This window comes from Thermomicrobiales bacterium (assembly GCA_037045155.1).
In the GTDB taxonomy this organism is placed as follows: Bacteria; Chloroflexota; Chloroflexia; order Thermomicrobiales; family CFX8; genus JAMLIA01.
Map to the genome: position 1 here is coordinate 1,120,923 of JBAOIG010000005.1, position 20,309 is coordinate 1,141,231.

At 64.1% G+C, this 20,309-nt stretch carries 20 protein-coding genes and 1 pseudogene; 17 read left to right on the plus strand and 4 right to left on the minus strand.

Features of this window, described 5'->3' with window-relative positions:
• Window position 1: 1 nt before the first annotated feature.
• From V9F06_15200 to selB, 3 genes and pseudogenes are all read right to left on the minus strand, one after another.
• Complete coding sequence (locus V9F06_15200) at window positions 2-241, minus strand: SelB C-terminal domain-containing protein (protein MEI2618956.1); 240 nt, start codon at window positions 239-241, stop codon at window positions 2-4.
• A 144-nt stretch (window positions 242-385) separates the two neighbouring features.
• A pseudogene (locus V9F06_15205) lies at window positions 386-496 on the minus strand (DNA/RNA-binding winged helix domain-containing protein).
• Window positions 497-508: 12 nt separating this feature from the next.
• A complete protein-coding gene (gene selB, locus V9F06_15210) occupies window positions 509-1,930 on the minus strand; it encodes a selenocysteine-specific translation elongation factor (GenBank protein ID MEI2618957.1) in 1,422 nt (473 codons plus the stop codon).
• A 116-nt stretch (window positions 1,931-2,046) separates the two neighbouring features.
• Here selB and V9F06_15215 point away from each other — a divergent pair, with 116 nt between their 5' ends.
• On the plus strand, window positions 2,047-2,670 hold the full coding sequence (locus tag V9F06_15215) for a DUF3267 domain-containing protein (protein MEI2618958.1): 624 nt from the start codon (window positions 2,047-2,049) through the stop codon (window positions 2,668-2,670).
• Window positions 2,671-2,679: 9 nt separating this feature from the next.
• On the opposite strand, the gene aroF (V9F06_15220) is transcribed toward V9F06_15215, so the two are convergent.
• The gene (gene aroF / locus V9F06_15220) at window positions 2,680-3,729 is read right to left on the minus strand and encodes a 3-deoxy-7-phosphoheptulonate synthase (protein ID MEI2618959.1); all 1,050 of its coding nucleotides are present in this window, start codon (window positions 3,727-3,729) and stop codon (window positions 2,680-2,682) included.
• 362 nt (window positions 3,730-4,091) lie between these two features.
• Between aroF (V9F06_15220) and V9F06_15225 the strand changes: the two genes are divergently transcribed.
• The 16 genes from V9F06_15225 to V9F06_15300 all read left to right on the plus strand — a co-directional run bounded on the left by V9F06_15225 (window position 4,092) and on the right by V9F06_15300 (window position 20,257).
• Window positions 4,092-5,312, plus strand: coding sequence for a CoA transferase (locus tag V9F06_15225; GenBank protein MEI2618960.1), 1,221 nt, complete (start codon window positions 4,092-4,094; stop codon window positions 5,310-5,312).
• Between the two features lie 544 nt (window positions 5,313-5,856).
• Window positions 5,857-7,428 carry an anthranilate synthase component I gene (gene trpE, locus V9F06_15230; GenBank protein MEI2618961.1) on the plus strand — a complete coding sequence of 524 codons (1,572 nt, stop codon included), beginning with the start codon at window positions 5,857-5,859 and terminating at the stop codon, window positions 7,426-7,428.
• Entirely contained in the window at window positions 7,425-8,030 is a 606-nt protein-coding gene (locus V9F06_15235) for an aminodeoxychorismate/anthranilate synthase component II (protein MEI2618962.1), read from the plus strand. Before trpE ends, V9F06_15235 begins: the two co-directional genes overlap by 4 nt.
• Window positions 8,031-8,045: 15 nt before the next feature.
• Entirely contained in the window at window positions 8,046-9,095 is a 1,050-nt protein-coding gene (gene trpD, locus V9F06_15240) for an anthranilate phosphoribosyltransferase (GenBank protein MEI2618963.1), read from the plus strand.
• Window position 9,096: 1 nt separating this feature from the next.
• Window positions 9,097-9,906 carry an indole-3-glycerol phosphate synthase TrpC gene (trpC, locus tag V9F06_15245; GenBank protein MEI2618964.1) on the plus strand — a complete coding sequence of 270 codons (810 nt, stop codon included), beginning with the start codon at window positions 9,097-9,099 and terminating at the stop codon, window positions 9,904-9,906.
• The gene (locus V9F06_15250) at window positions 9,903-10,598 is read left to right on the plus strand and encodes a phosphoribosylanthranilate isomerase (GenBank protein ID MEI2618965.1); all 696 of its coding nucleotides are present in this window, start codon (window positions 9,903-9,905) and stop codon (window positions 10,596-10,598) included. Before trpC ends, V9F06_15250 begins: the two co-directional genes overlap by 4 nt.
• Window positions 10,599-10,601: 3 nt before the next feature.
• The gene (gene trpB, locus V9F06_15255) at window positions 10,602-11,825 is read left to right on the plus strand and encodes a tryptophan synthase subunit beta (protein MEI2618966.1); all 1,224 of its coding nucleotides are present in this window, start codon (window positions 10,602-10,604) and stop codon (window positions 11,823-11,825) included.
• A complete protein-coding gene (gene trpA / locus V9F06_15260) occupies window positions 11,822-12,637 on the plus strand; it encodes a tryptophan synthase subunit alpha (GenBank protein MEI2618967.1) in 816 nt (271 codons plus the stop codon). Before trpB ends, trpA begins: the two co-directional genes overlap by 4 nt.
• A 72-nt stretch (window positions 12,638-12,709) precedes the next feature.
• Window positions 12,710-13,105: a chorismate mutase gene (gene aroH / locus V9F06_15265; protein ID MEI2618968.1), complete on the plus strand. Its 396-nt coding sequence runs from the start codon at window positions 12,710-12,712 to the stop codon at window positions 13,103-13,105.
• Between the two features lie 57 nt (window positions 13,106-13,162).
• A complete protein-coding gene (gene aroF, locus V9F06_15270; protein MEI2618969.1) occupies window positions 13,163-14,215 on the plus strand; it encodes a 3-deoxy-7-phosphoheptulonate synthase in 1,053 nt (350 codons plus the stop codon).
• Window positions 14,216-14,362: 147 nt separating this feature from the next.
• Window positions 14,363-15,580, plus strand: coding sequence for a class I SAM-dependent RNA methyltransferase (locus tag V9F06_15275; protein ID MEI2618970.1), 1,218 nt, complete (start codon window positions 14,363-14,365; stop codon window positions 15,578-15,580).
• On the plus strand, window positions 15,577-16,233 hold the full coding sequence (locus V9F06_15280) for a Maf family protein (protein MEI2618971.1): 657 nt from the start codon (window positions 15,577-15,579) through the stop codon (window positions 16,231-16,233). Before V9F06_15275 ends, V9F06_15280 begins: the two co-directional genes overlap by 4 nt.
• A gap of 77 nt (window positions 16,234-16,310) precedes the next feature.
• Window positions 16,311-17,270: a TIGR03621 family F420-dependent LLM class oxidoreductase gene (locus V9F06_15285; protein MEI2618972.1), complete on the plus strand. Its 960-nt coding sequence runs from the start codon at window positions 16,311-16,313 to the stop codon at window positions 17,268-17,270.
• A 325-nt stretch (window positions 17,271-17,595) separates the two neighbouring features.
• A complete protein-coding gene (locus tag V9F06_15290) occupies window positions 17,596-17,796 on the plus strand; it encodes a helix-turn-helix domain-containing protein (GenBank protein ID MEI2618973.1) in 201 nt (66 codons plus the stop codon).
• Window positions 17,797-18,335: 539 nt separating this feature from the next.
• Window positions 18,336-19,259: an ABC transporter permease gene (locus V9F06_15295; protein ID MEI2618974.1), complete on the plus strand. Its 924-nt coding sequence runs from the start codon at window positions 18,336-18,338 to the stop codon at window positions 19,257-19,259.
• Window positions 19,260-19,282: 23 nt separating this feature from the next.
• On the plus strand, window positions 19,283-20,257 hold the full coding sequence (locus tag V9F06_15300; GenBank protein ID MEI2618975.1) for an ABC transporter permease: 975 nt from the start codon (window positions 19,283-19,285) through the stop codon (window positions 20,255-20,257).
• Window positions 20,258-20,309 lie beyond the last annotated feature (52 nt).

Consider the following 20,309-nt stretch of genomic DNA (forward strand, 5'->3'; position numbering starts at 1 on the left):
ATCAGGCTGTCCCGCGGACGCGGGCGTCGCCAACGCGGCGGGTAACGCGCTGCTGGTCGAAGTATTCGAGCACAGCCTGGGCGTACTTGCGGCTTGTTCCGAAGACATCACGGAACTCCGCCAGCGTGATGCTTTCACGCTCGTCGATAATCTCGCGGACCTGTCGTTCGATCTGCGCTAACTCATCCACGCCATAGACGACCCCGTCGGCGATCCGGACGACCTGTCCGAGTTCCGCCATCGCCGCGAGCAGGTCGGGATCGACTCCGAATGCGTCGGGCGCGGGCGGGGACACTGGCTCGGCAGCCAGCGCTGCCAGGTAAGCGCCCGCTCGCCGCTGCTGATCCTGCGAGAGCGCGATCTGATGGTCGGGTAGCGCGATCAGGCTCCCGAGGTCAGCGATCGAGAACTCGGCTGCCAACGATTGCAGCAGCGCATCGGCGGCTCGGCCACGGATCGTGATGCGGCTCTTGATCTCCTCTCGGGGCATGCCCCGTCGGAGCGGCCATCAACGGTGATAGTCATGTAGCAGATTGACGATCGACAAGCGCTCGGATTCCAACCGATCGCGTCGGATGATCAGGCGGTTTGGCGCGAGTGGAACATCGTCCCCCGGGCCCAGCGGCGCGACGAGATCATCGACAGAAGCCACCGACGATCGAGCGGAATCGAGGTCGATCGAAAGCCGTTCAGCCAGAGTCCGCAGCTCGATCGGCCCGTCGGCCAGTAGTTGAACGAGTCGTTCCTCGGTGGTGCCGGTCGACCGTGTTTCGAGATTCTGCAGCACGTCGTTCCGAAATCGTCGATGGCGACGGGGCTGCGTGTCGACAATCCGGCCTCCGCCCAGCGTCTGACTAGGCGATGCGCGACGGATGATGAAGTGATCGCCGGCCACCGCCGCAATCGGTTGGTCGAGGCGGATCTGGACCCAGCCATCGGCCCCTGGTGACAGGTGTTCTGTGTCCAATAGAGTCAGATGACCCGATGATTCGGCCGCGCCAACGAACACGTCGATTGGCTCGTTCTGCTCCAGCGGAGCTGGTGCGTCCGCGACGACCCGCAATCGCGCGTCGAGGAGCGCGGTCGGTCGCAACCAGCCGGGGGTCGTCAACACATCACCGCGATGGACGGCTTCGCGATCGACCCCGGTCAGATTGACCGCTGTGCGCGAGCCGGGTAGCGCGCGGTTTGTCTTCCGTCCGTGGCTCTGGAGGCCGCGGATACGGCTCCGAATCCCACCCGGCGCAAGCTCGATTTCCTGGCCGACCTCAAGCGGACCGCCGCTGAGGGTCCCGGTTACGACCGTCCCGAAGCCAGCGACAGTGAACGCTCGATCGACCGGGAGCCGCGGACGCCCGGCCGTCGATCTGACCGGCAGCGCCGAGGCGAGCTGGTCGATCTGGGCGATCAGGTTATCCAGACCGGCTCGTGAGAGTGAATCCACCGCCACGATCGGCGCGTCCGCGAGCGAGGCGCCGGCAAGTCGTTCGCGTGTTTCCTCTGTAACCAGCTCCAGCCACTCTGCATCGACAAGATCGCGCTTCGTCAGCACGACGATGCCGTGTTGGATGTCGAGCAGGTCCAGGATGGCGAGGTGCTCTGCGGTCTGCGGCATCGGTCCTTCGTCTGCGGCGATCACGAGGAGCGCAAGGTCAATCCCGCCGACGCCGGCGAGCATATTCTTGATAAAGCGCTCGTGTCCGGGCACGTCGATGACGCTGAGCGACAGCCCTCCGGGTAGACCCAGCCACGCGAACCCCAGGTCTATCGTCATCTCCCGCTCGCGCTCCTCACGGAGCCGGTCTGGATCGATGCCAGTCAACGCGCGGACGAGGCTCGATTTCCCATGGTCGACGTGTCCAGCCGTCCCGGCAACGACTGTCGATGCCGAAAGCGACGTGGTATTGCTATGGTTGGTTGTTGATGCCATCTGGTTCAACCCTGATGCGTTCTGTGAGGCCGGCCCGCAGTATAGCAACGCATCCCGCCGCTTCCACGTTGCTACGATTGAGATGGCTAGTCCGGGCCGCTATCGAGGAGCCCCGCGTGACCGCAGAAACAGGCCGCCCTATCCGCCCGTGGATTGGCGATCCTCCACGCACCGATCCCCCAGAGCATGTCGGTTATGTCGAGTTATCGCGAGAACGGTTGCGGATGGGCCCGATGACCGTCGTGGGCTTTGTGCTCATTCCTGTGTGGTGGTATGTCATCGCGACGCTCGTTATGCTGGCCGGCGGCTCGAAGAGCCTGAGCTTTGCGATCGACGGACGGTCGCTCGTGTTCGGGTTGCTGATTGCGCTCGTTGCGGTTCCCGTTATCCACGAGCTGATCCACGGTGTTGCGGGCAAGCTGGTGGGTGTCAAGCCAGCGTACGGGGTTGGACCAGGGTTCGCATACACGACGTTTCGCGAGCCCCTCGGCAAGTGGCAATACCTTGCCGTCGGGCTGGCCCCGCTCGTTGTCCTCACGATTCTGTCGGTGATCGTCGCGGCGCGATTTGAATCGGCTGCGATCGGCGCGATCTTTTTCGCGGTCATCAACGCGGCCGGCGCGATCGGTGATATCTGGATGAGTTGGCGGATCGTTCGCGCGCCGCGCGGGGCGATCTTCTACGATCTTGCCGACGGCTTTGCCGTCCTCATTCCCGACCCGTCCACCCGCGCCCGATAGCCCTCCGCGTCAGTCAGCGGCCAGTGCCGCAATCCGCGCGACGCGCGGCTCTGGCGCCAGGAGCTCGGCGATCGCCAGTGCCCGCGCGACAATGCGTTCGAGCACGTCTGGCGCGATCGACTGCTGGGCGTCGCAGAGCGCGTCATCAGGCGAAGGATGCACCTCGACGATCAGACCCTGCGCCCCTGCCGCTATTCCTGCCAGCGCCATTGGCTCGACCAGCTGACGCAGGCCTGTGCCATGGCTGGGGTCGACGACGACCGGCAGATGGGTCAACTGCCGCGCGAGTGGCACGGCGTTCAAGTCGAGCGTGAATCGGGTGGCGGTGTCGAAGCTGCGGATGCCACGCTCGCAGAGGACAACCTGATCGTTGCCGCCGGCCAGAAGGTACTCGGCTGACATCAGCCATTCCTCAACGGTCGCCGAAAAGCCGCGCTTGAGCAGGATCGGCTTGCCAGCAGTCGCCGCACGGCGCAGCAGCGGGAAGTTGGCCATATTGCGCGAGCCAATCTGAAGCATGTCGGCATAATGGGCAACGAGGTCGACCTGGTCCGGCTCCATCACTTCAGTGACGACCGGCAGCCCGGTAACGTCGCGCGCCAGGGCCAGAATCTGGAGGCCTTCCTCGCCCAGTCCCTGGAAGGAGTAGGGGGAGGTGCGCGGCTTAAACGCCCCGCCACGCAGCATGTGTGCGCCGGCCGCCTTGACCGCGTGGGCTGCCTCGAGCATCTGGTCGCGTCCCTCGATGACACAAGGGCCGGCCATGATGACCGTCTCGCTCCCGCCGACGACGACATCGCCGATGTGAACCCGGGTGCCATCGGGTCGTGCTTCACGCTGGGCGAGCATGTATGGCCGTGTCGCCGGCGTGACCGCGGCGACGCCGGCCAGCATTGCGATTTCGTCGCGCAGCTGTGGTGTCATCGTCCGCCCGGAGACACCGATGACGGTGTTGCCGCCGCGCCCGAGCACGTGCGTCTGAAAGCCGCGCTCCTGGACCATCCTGACGATCTGCCGTTGCTGGTCGAGGTCGCCTTCGGCGTTCATCGTAATGATCATGTCTTCCCCGGTCCTTCCCTCGTTGCCACCCAACTCATCGCAAATCCGAGCAACAAAAAAGCAGAGGTATTGCCTCTGCTCCTCCGACGCCCCTGGTATGTGCTAGACGGTTATCTGCTCAACCCCGAATAGCCCACCAGCGACGCCGGAGGGGTAAAGTAAAAGTAGAACCACCAGTATGATGGCTGCTGCTCTACCAGGCTATTCGAGTGATCACTGATCGTCTGCTCCATAGTAGAGCCATGGTACGAGCCGATGTTGGAGATGTCAAGGACGAATTTCCGCGTGCCATTATCCGACCGTGTTCACATGCTATACAGGCGGTTGAATCGGGACGCACGTCGCACAACAGGGGAGCCGGGATGAGCCAGAAAACGGATTCGCGCGGGTTCGGGCCTCTGCGCGGGGTTCGGGTACTCGACCTCGGGACAATGATCGCCGCCCCATATGCCGCGTCGATGTTGGCCGACTTCGGCGCGGAGGTCATCAAGGTCGAGATGCCCGGCGCGGGTGATCCCAGCCGCGACCTCCTGCCGCAAGTTGAAGGCTACTCGGTTCGCTGGGGTAGCTTCAGCCGCAATAAGAAATGCGTCACGATCAATCTCAAGTCGCCCGCCGGCCGCGACCTCTTTCTCGATCTCGCTCGCCAGGCCGATATGATCGTCGAGAACTTCCGCCCCGGCACGCTTGACCGGCTTGGCCTCGACTACGAGACGCTCAAACAGGCAAACCCGCGCATCATCGTCGTCCATATCTCCGGGTACGGACAGACTGGCCCGAATCGGGAGCTGGCAGGCTTCGGGACGCCAGCCACCGCGTTCAGCGGTGTCACCTATCTGACCGGCTACCCCGACCGGCCGCCGGTTAGTCCGCCGTTCTCGCTCGCAGACTACGTCGCCGGCCTGACTGGCGCATTCGCCGGGTTGATGGCGCTCTACTACCGCGACACCAGCGGGGATGACGAGGGCCAGGAGGTGGATGTCTCGCTCTACGAGCCCCTCTTCCGGATGCTCGAGGCGCTTGTTGCCGAGTTCGACAGGTTGGGCGCGGTCCGCGAGCGGACTCCCTTCGTGGCAGCCGGCGCCAGCCCGGCAGGGACGTATCGGACGGCGGACGGCAAGTGGGCTGTGCTGGTCTGCAGCACTCAGCGAACCTGGGAGCGGCTCCCGGCGGCAATCGGCCGGCCGGAGCTGCTGGATGATCCTCGCTTCGCGACGAACGCCGATCGTGTCGCGCATGATGACGCCCTTGACGCGCTATTGGTGAGTTGGTTCGAAGCGCGGACCTACGGCGAGGCGAAAGCGCGGCTCGACGTTGCTGGATGTCCGGTAAGCCTCGTCTACTCGATTGCCGACATCTTTGCCGATGAGCACTACCACGAGCGCGAAAGTATCGTGGAGGTTCAACACCCGACGGTCGGGACGCTGAAGATGCCGGGCATTATTCCGAAGCTCTCACGCACGCCTGGTCGGGTTGTGTTCCCAGGTCCGGCGCTGGGCGAACACAATCGCGATGTGTTCGGCGGGTTGCTGGGCCTGGATGACGAACAGATTCGCGCTCTTTCCGACGACGGAGCGATCTAGTCGGCGACTGGGATTTGACATACGACCATCGGCGCTGCTACCATCCTCGGCAATCGAATAGCCGAACGACGACGAACGGAACGAGTACGCGCCCGAGCACGGGTCAGCGAGCCGGCAGGTGGTGAGAGGCCGGCGCCGCAGCAGGCGTGGAATGGATCCGGGAGTTGCGCTCCGAACAGGCCAACGGCCTCAGTAGGCGGCGCCGGAGGGCTCCACCGTTACCCAGGAGCTGGATATCGGACGTGTGATGCGTCCCGTATCTGACAAGGAGGGCCGTCTCGCGAGGGACGAGCCAATCCGGGTGGTACCGCGGAGCGCGCCAGACGCCTTCGTCCCGAGACAGGGACGAGGGTTTTTTGTTGTCCCCGGAATACCGGGGGCAGTACTGGACGGACGAGCGCATCGTGTTTTCTGGAGTCAATCAGGCGAACCTGATACGGCCGGCCACGGTCGCGGAATGGAGCCGGGCAAGCTGGCGTCGCTGAACTGCGCCAGACACACCGTGCTGCGAAAGTTCGCTGTTATCGAAGGGCCGGATTCCACGATGATCGATACAACCGCTGTTCCCGACAGTGCCACCAGGTCCACCGAGTCCCACCGCTATTCGCTGAGCCTCGACGATGTCATTGCGCTCCGCGAACAGGGCAATGTGATCCCCATCTATCGTGAGATCATGGCCGACCTTGAGACGCCCGTGTCCGCGTATCTAAAGGTGGCCGAGGGACCGCACTCCTTTCTTCTGGAGAGTGTCGAGGGCGGCACGACCCTGGCCCGTTACTCGTTCCTTGGTAGTGACCCATATCTCGTTGTGCGGCTCGAGGATGGCATCGCGAACGTCAACCAGGGCGGCTACAAGCAGTCTGTCCCCTACGACGACCCGCTCGTCGCACTCCAGCAGTTTCTGGCGCCGTATCGGGCGGTGAATGTCGAGGGTCTGCCACGCTTTCTGGGCGGCGCAGTCGGATACCTGTCATACGAGGCCGTGCGCTACTTCGAGGATCTGCTGGTTGCGCCGGATAACCCGAATCCGTTCCCGGACGGCGTATTCATCTTCGTCGACACAATGCTCGTCTTCGATCACCTGGAGCGAAAGATCAAGGTCGTCTCCCACGTCCACGTCGACGATGACACGCCGATCGAGCGGTCCTACGACGAAGCGACCGAGCGGATTGAGCGTCTGGCCGGCCGGCTGGAGCGTGGCGTCACCGTCGTCCCGACTGGCGACCGCCCGCTGCCGGACACAAGCGTCCGCGATCGGGCGCGGCACAACATGGGCCGCGAGACGTACAACACGATGATCGACCGGGCGAAGGAGTACATTCAGGCCGGCGACATCTTCCAGGTTGTCCTCTCCCAGCGTATCGAGATTGAGACTGGCATCCATCCCTTCACCCTCTACCGGGCGTTGCGGACGGTGAACCCGTCGCCGTTCATGTTCTACCTGCAGCTTGGGGACGAGCAGATCGTCGGCGCTTCTCCGGAGGCACTGATCCGGCTCGATGGCCGGACGTTGACGACCCACCCGATCGCCGGTACCCGGCGGCGCGGACAGGACGATGCCGAGGATCTGCGACTCGAAGCCGAGCTGCTGGCTGACGAGAAGGAACGGGCCGAGCATGTGATGCTGGTCGACCTTGCGCGCAACGACATCGGCCGAGTCGCGACGCCGGGGACGGTCGAGGTTCCGGTGCTGCTGACGACCGAGCGCTTCTCGCACGTCATCCATCTGGTCAGTCATGTCACTGGCGAGATCCGCGCCGACCTGAGCGCGGTCGATGCGCTTCGCGCCTGCTTCCCGGCTGGGACAGTGTCGGGCGCGCCGAAGATCCGGGCGATGCAGATCATTGCCGAGCTGGAGCGCGACCGGCGCGGGTTCTACTCCGGCTGCGTCGGCTACCTCGCCTACTCCGGGAACATGGACATGGCCCTTGCGTTGCGGACGGTCGCCATTCGTGATGGAACAGTCATCATGCAGGCCGGCGGCGGGATCGTCTACGACTCGACCGCCGACTTCGAGTACCAGGAGACGTTGAACAAGATGGGCGCCGGGCTGCGGGCGATCGAGGTCGCCGAGGAGATCGAGCGCGGCGCGCGCAGAGCGGGGGCACGAGCATGATCGTCCTTATCGATAACTACGACTCGTTCACCTACAACCTCTATCAGTACCTGTGCGAGTTGGGTGCCGAAGTCGAGGTCGTCCGGAACGACCGCGCGAGCGTCCACGACATCCGGATGATGCAGCCGGAGCGGCTGATCATCTCCCCGGGGCCATGCACTCCGCAGGAAGCCGGCATTTCGGTGCCGCTGATCCAGGAGATGGCCGGCCAGACGCCGATCCTCGGCGTCTGCCTCGGTCACCAGGCGATTGGCGCGGCCTTCGGCGGCGAGGTGGTCCGTGCAACGACCGTCATGCACGGCAAGACGAGCCAGATCGAGCACAACGGCCGCGATATCTTCGCAGGCCTGCCGAACCCGTTCACCGCGACCCGCTATCACTCTCTGATCGTTGCCGAAGACTCGTTGCCGGCCACCCTGGAGATAACGGCGAGGTCCGAGGACGGCACGATCATGGGTCTGCGCCATCGCGAGTGCGCGGTCTATGGAGTCCAGTTTCACCCCGAGTCGATCCTGACAACCGGCGGACACCGATTGTTGGCGAACTTCCTCGGGCACGAGCAGCCCGCCGTCACCGAGCGAGCACTCGTCCACGGTTACTGATCGGAAGGACGACTCATGCTCAAGCCGTATATCCAGGCAGTTGTCGAGGGTGAGCAGCTCAGCCGTGAGCGGGCTGTCCAGGCGATGGAGATCATCATGAACGGCGAGGCGTCGCCCTCGCAGATCGGCGCATTCCTCACCGCGCTGCGGATCCGCGGGGAGACGGACGAGGAACTGGTTGGCTTCGCCACTGTGATGCGCGCGAAGTCCCGCCGTGTCCGGCTGCGCACCGATGAGCCGGTGCTCGATGTTGTCGGAACCGGCGGGGATGGGGCTAATACGTTCAACATATCGACAACGGCGGCGTTCGTTGTTGCTGGCGCTGGAGCACGGGTCGCGAAGCACGGCAACCGCGCCGCAACCAGCCGGTGCGGCTCGGCCGACGTTCTCGAAGGGCTCGGCGTGCGGATCGAGCTTGCGCCGGAGCAGGTGGCCGAGTGTGTCGATCGCATCGGCATCGGCTTCATGTACGCCCCGACCTTCCACCCCGCCATGCGGTTTGCCGGCCCCGTGCGGCGCGAGATCGGGATCCGCACCGTCTTCAACCTGCTCGGGCCGATCACAAATCCGGCCGGCGCAACGCATCAGGTCGTCGGCGTGCCGAGTGACGGGGATGTGACGCGCATCGCACGGGTGCTGGGGCTGCTCGGCTCGCGGCATGCGCTGGTCGTCCACGCTCACGAGGGGATGGATGAGCTGGGCGTGGCCGGGCCGACCAGCGTCGCCGAGATGGTCATGCGTGAGAGTGCCTGGTTGACCCTCTACGAGATTACCCCGGAGCAGTTTGGGTTGACTCGCCATGGGCGCGAGGAGGTGCGAGGCGGCAGTGTCTCAGACAATGTGCGGATCACCCAGCGTGTGCTGACCGGTGAGCAGGGAGCAACGCGGGCGATCACGCTGCTCAACGCTGCCGCCGCGCTCTACGCCGCCGATATGGCCGGCAGCATTCAGGAGGGTATTGACCTTGCCGCCTATTCGATCGATAGCGGCGCAGCGCGCGAGAAGCTTGACCAACTGGTTGCCCTGACGGTCCGGATGACTGCTGGCGAGACGGTGGCGGCCTGAGATGAGCACGAGAGCGATCGAAGGAACCTACCTGCGCGAGATCCTGGCGAATACTGCGAACGAGGTCTCGGCGCGAATCGCGAGAGTACCGCTGGCTCAGATCGACGCGGCAGCACGCGTAATGCCGCCGGCGGTCGACATGACCGCGCGGCTCCGGAGTGACCGCGTCACGGTTGTCGCCGAGTTCAAGCGCGCGTCGCCGTCGAAAGGCGCGATTGCCGCTTCGGCCGATCCGGAGAACGTAGCCAACGCGTACCTTGACGGTGGCGCGGCGGCAATCTCGGTCCTTACCGACGCGCGGTTCTTCCGCGGCTCTCTCGACGACTTGCGCAAGATCGCAACGCTGGCTCACGCCACGGAGCTGCCAGCCGCAGTGCTCCGCAAGGACTTTGTCATCGACCGATATCAGATCGCCGAAGCGCGGGAGGCTGGGGCGGACTGTGTCCTGCTGATTGTCGCGGCGCTCGACGACGGTGAGCTCGCCGAGCTGTTCGGCATCGCACGAGACTACGGCGTGCAGGCGCTGGTCGAGGTTCACGACGAGGATGAGCTGGGGCGCGCGCTGGGTATCGGCGCGACACTGGTTGGGATCAACAGCCGCGATCTGCGGTCGTTTCGGGTGGATCTGGCGACGATAGAACGCATCGCAGCGCGCGTCCCACCGGAAGTCACGCTGGTCGGAGAGAGCGGCATCCGGACGCGGGAGGATGTGATCCGACTGGAGCGGGCCGGCGTCCATGCCATCCTCGTCGGTGAGACGTTGATGCGTTCCGCGGACCCTGCCGCGGCGATTCGGGATCTCGTCGGATGACGCTGGTGAAGATCTGTGGCATCAGCGACCCGGCTCATGCGACGGCCGCCGTAGAGGCCGGCGCGGACTTCGTCGGGGTGGTCTTCTATCCGCCGAGCAGCCGCTATGTGACGACCGACCGGGCACGCGAAGTGGCCGCGGCGCTGGACGGGAGTCGGACACGGCTGGTCGGGTTGTTTGTGAATGAGACGTCCGAAACGATCAACCGCACAGTCAATGCTGTCGGTCTCGATCTCGTTCAGCTGGCCGGAGTTGAGAACCCGCAGGACGCTGGCGGTATCGACCGGCCGGTCATCGCGACCATCCGGGCCGATTCATCCGGCCGCGTCGATGAGGAGCGACGGTTCCTCGCCTGGACCTCGGGAACGGCGCAACCGTTCGCGATCCTGCTGGATGCCCACGTCCCCGGGATGTACGGCGGCACCGGGACCGTCGCCGATTGGTTCGTCGCCGCCGAGTTCGCCCGGAGATACCCGGTTGTGCTGGCCGGCGGGCTGACCCCAGCGACGGTTGGCCTGGCGATCCACCGTGTCCATCCGTTCGGGGTGGACGTCTCCAGCGGCGTCGAAACGCAGGGCCATAAGGACATAGAGAAGATTCGCGCGTTCATCGCCGCCGTCCGGCAGACGGACGCGGACCCGATATCGAGTGTGACGGCATCGATCGATGTACCCGCTGGGCGGGGGAGGTAAGAAATGGCGACCACGACGCGACAACATCCGCCGGCTGCGAGCTTGCCCGACCGATTTGGCCGCTTTGGTGAGTTTGGCGGAACCTACGCGCCGGAGACGTTGATGCCGGCGATTCATGAGCTGGCGGCGGCCTGGGACGAGGTGTCCGCCGACCCGGAATTCCAGCGCGAGCTTACCCACCTGCACCGCACCTATATCGGCCGGCCGACTGCGTTGACCTACGCCGGAAACCTGACCGTGCGTTGGGGCGGCGCGCAGGTGTACCTGAAGCGTGAGGATCTGGCCCACACCGGCGCGCACAAGATCAACAACGCCATCGGGCAGGCGCTACTCGCACAGCGCATGGGCAAGAAGCGAATCATCGCCGAGACGGGGGCTGGTCAGCATGGGGTCGCCTCGGCTACCGCCTGTGCACTGCTCGGCCTCGACTGCATCGTCTATATGGGCGAGGTCGATATCCAGCGCCAGTCGCTGAACGTATTCCGCATGAAGCTCCTCGGCGCCGAGGTGCGTCCGGTTTCCAGCGGATCCCGGACGCTGAAAGATGCGCTGAACGAGGCGATCCGCGACTGGGTGACGAATGTTGAGACGACCTACTACCTGCTCGGCACGGCCGCCGGCATGCACCCCTACCCACGGATCGTTCGCGATCTGCAGGCGGTCATCGGGCGTGAGGCCAAGGCGCAGATCCTCGATGTAACCGGCAAGCTGCCGGCCGCCATCGTCGCTTGCATCGGCGGCGGCTCGAATGCGATTGGCATCTTCCACCCGTTCGCCGACGATGACGAGGTCGCTCTGGTCGGAGCTGAGGCGGGTGGCTACGGAGTGGCCTCCGGCAAGCATGCCGCAAGCATCACCGCTGGCAAGGTCGGCGTCCTCCACGGGTCGAAGTCGTACCTGTTGCAGGACGAGCACGGTCAGGTTGCGGAGGCGCACTCGATTTCGGCCGGCCTCGACTATCCGGGCGTTGGGCCGGAATTGTCGTATCTGCACTCGATTGGACGCCTGGAGACGGCCGCCGTCACCGACGATGAGGCGCTTGAGGGGCTCCAGCTTCTCTGTCGGACTGAGGGAATTATCCCGGCGCTCGAGTCGGCGCATGCGGTCTATCTGGCCGAGACGATCGCCAGACGGTATAGCCCGGACGAGTCGATCATCATCAATCTGTCTGGTCGTGGCGACAAGGACATGCACACGGTTGCACAGGCACTGGGGGTGACGCTGTGATTCAGCAAACCGCATCGACCGGCACATCCCGCGTCACGGAGGCGTTTGAACGAGCGAGAGCGCAGGGCAGGGCGGCGATCATCCCGTACGTCACCTGCGGCTGGCCGGAGATCGGCGATACGGTCGGGATCGTCGAGGGACTGGTCGCTGGCGGGGCGGACATCATCGAGCTGGGCGTGCCGTTCTCCGACCCGATTGCCGACGGCCCGACGATCCAGCGCACCAGCCAGCGCGCGCTCGATAATGGCATGACTCCGCAACTGGCACTCGACACCGTCCGTCGGTTGCGCGAGCGCGGTGTTGCGGCGCCATTGCTGTTCATGGGATACTACAACCCTGTATTCGCATATGGTCTGGATGCGTTTGCCAGAGCATGTGCCGAGGCCGGGGTCGATGGATTGTTGATCCCCGACCTGCCCCCCGAGGAGAGCGATGAGCTGCTCGCTGCGTGTCTTGATAACGGCATTCACCTCATTTACTTCCTCGCGCCCACAAGCACCGAGGAGCGTGTCGAGGCTGTCCTGCAGCGCGCCAACGGCTTTCTCTACCTCATCTCGCGCACCGGCGTCACCGGTGCGCGCGACCAGCTCCCGGCCGGCCTGGACGACTACGTCGTGCGGGTGCGGCGGCACACCCAGCTACCGCTAGCCATCGGATTTGGCATCTCCAATCGCGACCAGGTGGTCGTGACGGAGAAGCTGGCCGATGGCGTTGTCTGCGGGACCGCGCTCCTCTCCGATCTGGAGCAAGCCCGCCCGGACGAGCTCGCGCCGCGCGCGACGGCGTTTATCCGCATGTTGCGCGGCGATTGACGGAACGGGCAGTGGCGATGTGCGTGGGCGGAGGCGGTCGACCTGATCCTGCAACGAGCAAGCGATCTGCCAGTGATTGAAAGGACGCACATGGCCTGCCGGGCAATTCGCGGCGCAACGACGGTCGAGTCGAATACCGCCGAAGACATCCTCGAGGCAACCGACGAACTGCTGCGAACGATCGTCGGGCTGAATGAGCTGACATCGGATGACGTCGTCAGCATCATCTTCACGACGACTGCCGACCTGAATGCCACGTTCCCGGCCGTTGCGGCCCGGGCGATGGGGCTCGACCTCGTGCCGTTGATGTGCTCTCACGAGATGGCTGTGCCGGGCGCGCTCGACATGGTCGTGCGCGTGATGATGCATATCAACACCGAGAAGCCGGCCGCGCAGATCAACCATGCATATCTGCGTCGGGCTCGAGAGCTGCGTCCCGAATGGGGCCGCGAGCCGGTCCACGCCTAGAACGATCGAAACGCCGGCCGCGATGCGCGAGACCGGGAGTGAACAAAGGATAGACCAGTGATCATCATCATGAAAAAGGGCTACGAGGAGCAGGAGCTGGATCGCGTCATCAGGCGCGTCGAGGAGGTCGGCCTTCGCACCCATCTTTCCATCGGCGATAACACCGCGATCGTTGGCGTCGTTGGTGTGCCGATTCCACCTGAGCTGCAGTCCGATCTGGAAGTCGTCGGCGGGGTTGAGGAGGTCTTGCGGGTCACCAAGCGCTACAAGCTGCCGAGCCGCGAGTTCCACCCGGACGATACCCGTTTCACCGTCCGCGGCGTCGAGATCGGCGGCGACGAGATTGTCGTCATTGCCGGCCCCTGCTCGATCGAGACGGAGGAGCAGACGCTCACGACGGCCCGAGCGATCAAGGCGGCTGGCGCGAAGATCCTGCGCGGCGGCGCGTTCAAGCCGCGCACCTCGCCCTACGAGTTCCGTGGGCTCGGCGAGGAGGGCCTCAAGATCATGGCCGAGGCCCGCGATGAAACCGGCATGCCGATCATCACCGAGGTGCTCGCCCCTGGCGACGTGGACCTCGTCGCCCAGTACACCGATATCTTCCAGATCGGCGCTCGCAACTGCCAGAACTACCTGCTGCTCGAGGAAGTTGGCAAGACCGGCATCCCAGTGATGCTCAAGCGCGGGATGAGCGTATCGGTCGAAGAATGGCTGATGGCGGCCGAATACATCATGGCCCAGGGCAATCCGAACGTGATCCTCTGTGAGCGCGGCATCCGGACGTTCGAGACGATCACTCGGAACACGTTCGATCTGAACGCCGTCCCGGCGGTCAAGCGCCTGTCGCACCTGCCGGTCTTCGCCGATCCGAGCCATGCAACGGGCAAGTGGTATCTCGTGCCCGCGATGACGCTGGCCTCGATCGCGGCCGGCGCTGATGGGCTCATGATCGAGGTGCACCCGAACCCCGATCACGCCCGCTCGGACGGCGCGCAGTCGCTGACGTTCGAGAATTTCGCCAAGCTGATGCCGCAGGCGGACGCGGTTGCCCGCGCCGTTGGCCGCCACGTCGCGACGACGGCTGATGAGCCGTTGACCGTTGCAGGCTGAACCTCAATAGTCCTGTGAATCAGGGGGGCCGCGCCGGACAGGGCGCGGCCCCTCGCGTTTCCACCTCGCAACACCTCGTACAATTGGCGATTCGGACGGCAACCTGGCCGGCCCCTTTCCAATCGGCGTATCCGGTAGCGAGGTTTCATGGCTGACGCACACGAGATAGAGCAGCAGGAGCGGGTTCGCCAGGGCGACGTTCTGACGGTGGAGTTGACCGACATCGCATTCCATGGCGCGTCGATCGGTCGGCACGACGGGCAGGTCGTCTTCGCTGACTATGGCATCCCCGGCGAGACGGCCGAGATATTGATCGAAAAGGTCAAGCGCTCGATGCTGCTGGCGCGGGTCGCCGAGCCGGTCGAGCCGTCGGCCGACCGCGTCGATCCGCCTTGCCCATACTTCGGGATCTGCGGCGGCTGTCAGTGGCAGCATATCTCCTACCCGCGTCAACTTGAGCTGAAGGCCCATGTCGTCGCCGAGCAGCTCCGGCGGATTGGCAACTTCGACGACGCGCCGGTGTCACCGATGATCGGCTGTGACCGGCCGTACGGCTATCGCAACAACGCCCGCTTCACGACGAGCCCGGATGGTGAGCTGGGATATATATCGCGACCTGGCAGCGGCCGGCAGTTCATGCGGATCGATCGCTGCCTGATCATGGATGACACGATCAATGCGGCGCTGGCTGAGATGCAGGGCAGGGCACGCGTGAAGCACCAGGTCGTCGTCCGTCACGGCGAGCATACCGGCGACCTGTTGATTCAGCAGGATCTCTCCGAGCTGGTTCCATCACTCCCCTCCGGCCGCGAGCACTACGAGGAGGAACTCCTCGGGACGCGCTTCCGTGTCTCAGCGTCGTCGTTCTTCCAGACCAACACGATCCAGGCCGAGGCGCTGGCCAGACTGGCGATCGAGCGCATGGCGCTTACCGGCAACGAGGTTGTCGTTGACGCGTATGCCGGCGTCGGGACATTTGCCGCGCTCGTCGCGCCGCATTGCCGGCAGGTCATCGCGATCGAAGAATCGCGTTCGGCGCTTGATGATGCCCGAATCAACCTCGCTCCGTTCGGAAATGTCGAATACCATCCGGGCAAGGTCGAGAAGATCCTGCCGGATCTGGAGATTGAGCCGGATGTCATCCTGCTTGACCCCTCGCGAACTGGAATGGCGAAGCGAGCAATCGACGGAGTGCTGAAGCATCGCTCCCGACGGGTCGTCTACGTCTCTTGCGATCCGGCTACGCTGGCCCGTGACCTCCGGATCCTGGTCGATGGCGGCTACAGGCTGCTGGATGTGACGCCGGTCGACATGTTCCCGCAGACCTACCATATAGAGTGTGTTGCGACGCTGGAGTTGGTGTGAGGCGAGCAGAGGCCGCCCCGACCCTGATCCTCGCATCGGGATCACCGCGCCGCCGCGAGCTGCTCGGGCGTCTTGGCGTCAGGTTCGAGGTCGTAGCGCCCAATCTTGACGAGTGGGCGCCCGCGCGACATCCGCGCGCCGAACGACTCGCGCGGCGACTCGCGCGGGAAAAGGCGCTGGCCGTCGCGGCTGTGCATCCATCATCGGTGGTATTGGCTGCCGACACGATCGTCGTCCAGCAAGGTTCGCTGCTGGCGAAGCCAGTGGATGCCGAAGAGGCTCGCGCGATGCTGGAGCGGCTTCGTGGGCGCGACCATCGGGTCATCACCGGGGTTGTTGCCGCGCGGGGCAGTCGCGTTCGGGTCGCTCACGCCGTAACGCACGTGCGGATGCGTGACTATACGAGCGCCGAGATCGACCGGTACATCGCCCGCGGCGAACCATTCGATAAGGCCGGCGGCTACGCAATTCAGGACGCCGAGTTTTCCCCGGTCGACCGATTCACTGGCTGCTACTGCAATGTCGTCGGTCTACCGTTGGCGCTGGTCATCCAGCTGCTGGACGCGATCGGGTTCGATGTGCCCGCCACCGCCCCATCACAACTGACACCGGAGTGTCCCCTCTGCCCACTGTTCAGACCTCTCACGCCGTGACCACACGATCCGGATAGCCGCCGCGATCCTCCAGATCTACGATCCGTAAGGGTATTCGGCAGATTTCTGGAGGATGCATGGCTCATCGGTTCCCGTTTCGCTTCGGCGTCATCAACGAACGGCCACTTCCGCGCGACGAGTGGTTGGCACTTGTCCGTCGTGTCGAGGAGCTTGGCTACGCAACGTTCTTGATCCGTGATCACCTGGCTACGGATTTCTTCGGTCCGCAATACGGACCGATCGCAGCATTGGCGACGGCAGCTGCGATCACATCGCGGTTACGGGTCGGCACGATGGTGATCGCCAACGATTTTCGGCACCCCGCGATTCTGGCCAAGGAGTTTGCGACACTGAGTGTACTGTCTGGCGGTCGGGTCGAGCTCGGCATCGGCGCGGGATGGATGCGCGCCGAGTACGACCAGACAGGGATCACATTCGACTCGGCCGGCCAACGCATTGCGCGGTTGGAGGAGTCGCTCGCCATCATCGACGCCATCTGGCGCGGAGAGCGGCTTTCCTTTGCGGGCGCACACTACCGGATCGAGGATCTGGCTGGATATCCACTGGTCGGAGCTGGCTGCCGTCCGACGCTGGTGGTCGGCGGCGGCCGGCCGCGCGCGCTGCGGCTCGCCGGACGTGTGGCCGATGTGGTTGGCGTCCTGACCTCGGCCTACGGTACCGGCAGGATGATCAGCCCGGTGAGCGAACGAACGCAAGAGACCGTCAAGTTGAAGATCAGCTGGATTCAAGAGGGCGCTGGCGATCGGTTCGAGCAGGTCGAGTTGAGCATGATCCCCACGATCGTCGTGACTGACGACCGCGAAGCGGCTGCATCAGCGGCCGTGTTGCAGTATGGATGGGAGGGGCACGCCGTGGCCGATGTGTTGGAGATGCCCTCGATGCTGCTCGGCACGATCGAGGAGATCATTGATGGGCTTGTGAGGCGTCGCGAGGAATTCGGCTTCTCGTATATCGTTGTCTCGGACACACAGATGGAGGAGTTCGCGCCGGTCGTCGCCGCTCTGAGGGGCCGCTGACGGGCCAGGACGGGAACAACAAGAAGCCGGCCAAGCGGCCGGCTTCTCTGGCTTCTGGGCGATCACCCCGAAGTACGCCAGTCTAGCTGGCAGCCTCCGAGGCGACGCCCGATGTACCATGACTACTCATGATTGGGCATCACCTCCTTCGCCCTGTTTGGTCTGTGCTAAGCGAACCCGTGAACAGTTCCACGGGTTAGTGGCGACAGTGTAGCAGCGCCCCTAATTCCTGTCAACGGCCTACCGTTTGGCCTGTCGTGGTCCAGTGAATCTGTCACTCCGAATGGGTCAGTGAAAATGTCACCCCATGAAGGAGACAGTGACGTTGACCACCCGAGACCAGACCCGACTCCAGATCCTCAACCAGCTGCTCGTCGGGCAGCTCACCGCCGACGCGGCGGCCGAGGTGCTCGACCTGTCGGTGCGACAGGTTCGACGTTTACTGGCCGCCTACCGTGAGGACGGTGTGGCAGCCCTCGTCCATGGCAATCGTGGGCGCGTGCCAGCTACGCTCGCTCCCGGATGACGCTGCACGAACATCTGGATGGCCGCCTCAGCGTCACCTATCAGGGCCGCGAGCTCGCGCATCGCCCAGCGCCGGTCGATGCCCACTACCAGCGAGCGTCTCCCAATGACCGGCCCGCCAGTGCGGCAGCCGTGCCCGAGCGCCTGAGGCCCGGACGCCGTCGACCGGCTGCAGACCATCCCTGGCGCTCACCGCGGCCCGCATCATCCCCATCGACGACCCGCCCAGTGGCATAGTCATTGACCCAAAACAGACAGCGATCCAGATCTGCTGGTCGCACAGAATTTGGGCAATGATTGTGGCCGTCTTCCTCGATCCGCAGCACAATCATCCGTGGCGTCATCAGTTGCGAGAATCAGCATCGCCACGGAGGATCAAATGCGGGCGAGGCATGTTGTTGACGACGGCGAGGGTGACTGCTAGCATCACGCGCAATTCGCGATACCGATTTCGTTCGCTATGGCTCACTCCCGACGGCTGGGGGATCTCTACCCAGTTCGCGCCGATCGGCGGTTGCGCGTCACGATAAGGTGGTGCTGGTGGGACAATACGCGATTCGCCGAGTCCTCTTGCTCGTTCCAACGTTGCTGACCGTCTACACGATCACATTTCTACTGATTCACGCGACACCCGGCGGGCCGTGGGACACCGGCGACAAGCCGATTTCGCAAGAAGCGATCGCGTCGCTGAATAAGGCATACGGCCTGGACAAGCCCATGTGGCGACAGTACGTCGACTATCTGGGCAAGGCATCGAAGCTCGACTTCGGGCCATCCTACGCGCAGCGCAACCGCGATGTCGTCGACATCCTGCGTGACTTTGTTCCCGTGTCGCTCAAGCTGGGGGTAGCGGCGATGATCGTCGCGGCGGTGATCGGCATTACCGCCGGCACTATCGGCGCGGTTCGCCGCAACACGGCGGTCGACTATCTCGCGACGTTTGGCGCGATCGTCGGAGTATCGGCGCCATCCTACGTTGTCGCGTCACTCCTGATCCTGCTCTTCGCGTCGAAGCTGCACTGGTTGCCAACTGGTGGCTGGGACGGCATCTTCAGCAAACAGGCGATCATTCCAACCCTGGCACTCTCATTCGCGCCGGCCGCCGCGCTGGCGCGCTATACACGCTCCTCGTTAATCGAGGTGCTGCAGCAGGACTATGTCCGGACCGCGCGCGCGAAAGGGCTGGCCGAGACGGGTGTCATCGTCCGCCATGGCTTGCGCAACGCGCTGATTCCGGTCGTCACGATTCTCGGTCTGCAATTCGCAGCCGTGGCGACGGGCTCATTCTTCGTCGAGACAGTTTGCGGCGTGCCGGGCATTGGCCGCTACTTCGTCCGTAGCATCGCCGTGCGCGACTATCCGGTCATTCTCGCGACGACGCTGCTATTTGCCGTCGCGGTGAGCGTGATGAACCTGATCGTGGATCTGATGTATGGATTGCTCGATCCACGTATCAGCTATTGATTGCCGGCATGGAGGCTGACGGGATGGTATCGGACGCCGCAACACCACAGGCTGCCGGAGCCGACGAACTGAGCACGGCCGGCCGCCGACAGACACGGACGCTTGCGGGTGACGCATGGCGAAGCTTCCGCAAGAACAAGGCGGCGCTGATCGGCCTGGTCTTCATTGTCTTCATCGTATTCGTCGCCATCTTCGCGCCGCTTCTGGCGCCAACCGGCTATGCCGAGCAGGATCTGCTCGCGGTGACACAAACGCCAAGCCGCGCCCACTGGCTCGGCACAGACCAACTCGGGCGTGACATTCTGAGCCGGTTGATCTACGGGTCGCGAGTCTCGCTCCTCGTCGGCGTCGTTGTGCAGATCGTCATTCTCGCGATCGGGGTGCCAGTCGGGCTGGTAGCCGGCTACTTCCCCGGCAAAGTGGATACCTTCCTCATGCGGGTCGTAGACGTCCTCTACGCCTTCCCGAATCTACTGTTCGTCATCATCATCATGACCTACCTGCGCGCGCAGTTTCAGACGGTCGACAGTGGGCCACTACTGCCACTCAAGACATTCGACCGCGCGACAGGCGGGTTGCTCGGGGTATACATCGGGTTGGGTCTCGTGTCGTGGTTGACGGTGTCGCGGCTGGTGCGCGGCCAGATCATGTCATTACGCAACAAGGAATTCGTCGAGGCAGCGCGCTGCATCGGCTCGACCAATAGCCGGATCATTTCGCGCCACCTGCTCCCGAATACATTACCGGTTATCATCGTCGCGACGACGCTGGGGCTTCCCGCCGCGATTCTCGGCGAGGCCGGCATCAGCTTTCTCGGGCTCGGTGTCACGGTGCCAACGCCATCGTGGGGCTCAATGATCTCCGACGGAGTCGCGCTCCTGCGTTCGTACCCTCATATTCTGTTTTCTCCCGCGGTGGCGCTGTCGTTGACGGTTCTCTCGTTCAACTTCGTCGGCGACGGCCTGCGCGATGCTCTCGATCCCTGGGTGCAGCGCTGATGTGCAGCGCAAGGCGCCACGGAGATAGACGGTCGAAGTGACGGAGGAGGAG

What these genes read in the sequence shown, in the direction of transcription:
- V9F06_15200 (MEI2618956.1), bottom strand. Translation starts at nt 241, where the DNA reads ATGGCGGAACTCGGACAGGTCGTCCGGATCGCCGACGGGGTCGTCTAT.
- selB (MEI2618957.1), bottom strand. Translation starts at nt 1,930, where the DNA reads ATGGCATCAACAACCAACCATAGCAATACCACGTCGCTTTCGGCATCG.
- aroF (MEI2618959.1), bottom strand. Translation starts at nt 3,729, where the DNA reads ATGATCATTACGATGAACGCCGAAGGCGACCTCGACCAGCAACGGCAG.
- V9F06_15225 (MEI2618960.1), top strand. Translation starts at nt 4,092, where the DNA reads ATGAGCCAGAAAACGGATTCGCGCGGGTTCGGGCCTCTGCGCGGGGTT.
- trpE (MEI2618961.1), top strand. Translation starts at nt 5,857, where the DNA reads ATGATCGATACAACCGCTGTTCCCGACAGTGCCACCAGGTCCACCGAG.
- V9F06_15235 (MEI2618962.1), top strand. Translation starts at nt 7,425, where the DNA reads ATGATCGTCCTTATCGATAACTACGACTCGTTCACCTACAACCTCTAT.
- trpD (MEI2618963.1), top strand. Translation starts at nt 8,046, where the DNA reads ATGCTCAAGCCGTATATCCAGGCAGTTGTCGAGGGTGAGCAGCTCAGC.
- trpC (MEI2618964.1), top strand. Translation starts at nt 9,097, where the DNA reads ATGAGCACGAGAGCGATCGAAGGAACCTACCTGCGCGAGATCCTGGCG.
- V9F06_15250 (MEI2618965.1), top strand. Translation starts at nt 9,903, where the DNA reads ATGACGCTGGTGAAGATCTGTGGCATCAGCGACCCGGCTCATGCGACG.
- trpB (MEI2618966.1), top strand. Translation starts at nt 10,602, where the DNA reads ATGGCGACCACGACGCGACAACATCCGCCGGCTGCGAGCTTGCCCGAC.
- V9F06_15275 (MEI2618970.1), top strand. Translation starts at nt 14,363, where the DNA reads ATGGCTGACGCACACGAGATAGAGCAGCAGGAGCGGGTTCGCCAGGGC.
- V9F06_15285 (MEI2618972.1), top strand. Translation starts at nt 16,311, where the DNA reads ATGGCTCATCGGTTCCCGTTTCGCTTCGGCGTCATCAACGAACGGCCA.
- V9F06_15300 (MEI2618975.1), top strand. Translation starts at nt 19,283, where the DNA reads ATGGTATCGGACGCCGCAACACCACAGGCTGCCGGAGCCGACGAACTG.